The 1,378-nt window shown below is 42.4% G+C and carries 2 protein-coding genes; both read left to right on the top strand.

What is annotated here, in order from left to right:
• The first annotated feature begins 68 nt into the window (after positions 1–68).
• Complete coding sequence (locus tag HMPREF9073_RS15780) at positions 69–239, top strand: sulfatase-like hydrolase/transferase (RefSeq protein WP_232213008.1); 171 nt, start codon at positions 69–71, stop codon at positions 237–239.
• A 462-nt stretch (positions 240–701) separates the two neighbouring features.
• A complete protein-coding gene (locus HMPREF9073_RS15055) occupies positions 702–1,139 on the top strand; it encodes a hypothetical protein (RefSeq protein WP_009414489.1) in 438 nt (145 codons plus the stop codon).
• Positions 1,140–1,378 lie beyond the last annotated feature (239 nt).

Below are 1,378 nucleotides of genomic sequence, written 5' to 3'. Positions count from 1 at the left end.
TCAAATTTTGTAGTTTTGCGATTGATAACAACGATGCCTTTGCGCTCATCCCTGCGAGGCATCAGACGGTGGCTACTATTTTTAAGAAGGCGGGCTACGCTACGGCTGCCATCGGCAAGTGGCACTTAGGCTTAGGCGATAGGGGCGGTATCGATTGGAATAAGCCGATCCTAATGATATTGGCTTTGACGAGAGCTTTATTATGCCAGCGACCTCTGACCGCGTGCCTTATGAGGTAGCACCTGCACGCGACACGCAGCCGCATTGGGCTTCGTGGGTAGGTAAGGACAAGAAGGGTCGTACTTATGCGGTGCAGGAAGGGCTGCGCAATGTGCTGGCAGTGCTGAAAGGCAAATACAAGTATATCGAGCCTACCGCCCAAACTATGAAACGGGCTTGGGAGACGGGCATCGAAACAGGCATTGAGGGCGCTCCTCAGCTCTACGACCTGAGCGTAGACCCTGCTGAGAGACACAATATCGCTGGGCGGCAGCCTGCATTAGTTAAGGAGTTTGAGGCAGTGATCAGAGGAGAGAGAGGGAGGCATTAGCATTTTATTCTTAAAGGTTGTTATTTAGAATTTGTTAAAAACAATACAAAGTCTACAATTAAAAGTTAAAACAATCTTAAACTTTGTCAACTTACTTGACAGAGAAGAGAATATCTTATAACTTTGTCGCAAAATTCTAAAATATTTAATTATGAAAAAATCAGTACAAATCTTTTTAGAGCTTATCTCAGCTATTGCAATTTACTTGTTTATAAGTTCAATAGCCTATGGAGATCATTTGGTAACCCTACCGCTGTACTTAACAGGGGTAGTGATTATGAGTTATCTCTTTGTAAGAGAGAGACCTCAACAGAAGTGGGGTAGTTTCTTGCGTGTGGTGAGTCCTTTTGCAGTGCTAATGCTCATCGCTGGCAGCCTGCAAGATGCGAATACGAGCTTGGCACTCGGTTATATTGCTAGCACTGCGGTGGCTTTCCTATTGGGAATGTGCATTGCTACTGTGAGCAAGACGTACCAAAAGATAGGTTTATCCGTGTTGGCTTTTCTGCTGGTAGTTGCCGTACGGTTGTCGTTTTCAGCGGAGTTTCAATATTTGATAGGCGTACATTGGTATACCTTAGGAAGTTAATCATCTAATAGAATATAGAAAGAGGTTGCTCAGAAGTCTGGGCAACCTCTTTTATGCTTTGTTACTTATAAAATATTTTTTTTGTATCTTTGCGCTTTATTGTTGAACTATTTGATAAATTAAACATTTATGTCGTGAATCCGCTTTCAAATTTTGTAGTTTTGTGATTGATAACAACCGCTGTTTTTCTTTGCCAACGATACAAGAGGTTGTGAATTGCTTTCAAATTTTGTAGTTTT

It is taken from the genome of Capnocytophaga sp. oral taxon 326 str. F0382 (assembly GCF_000318295.1).
Classification (GTDB): Bacteria; Bacteroidota; Bacteroidia; order Flavobacteriales; family Flavobacteriaceae; genus Capnocytophaga; species Capnocytophaga periodontitidis.
Note: the sequence above shows the minus strand (reverse complement) of the source record. Positions and strands in the feature narration are given on the sequence as shown.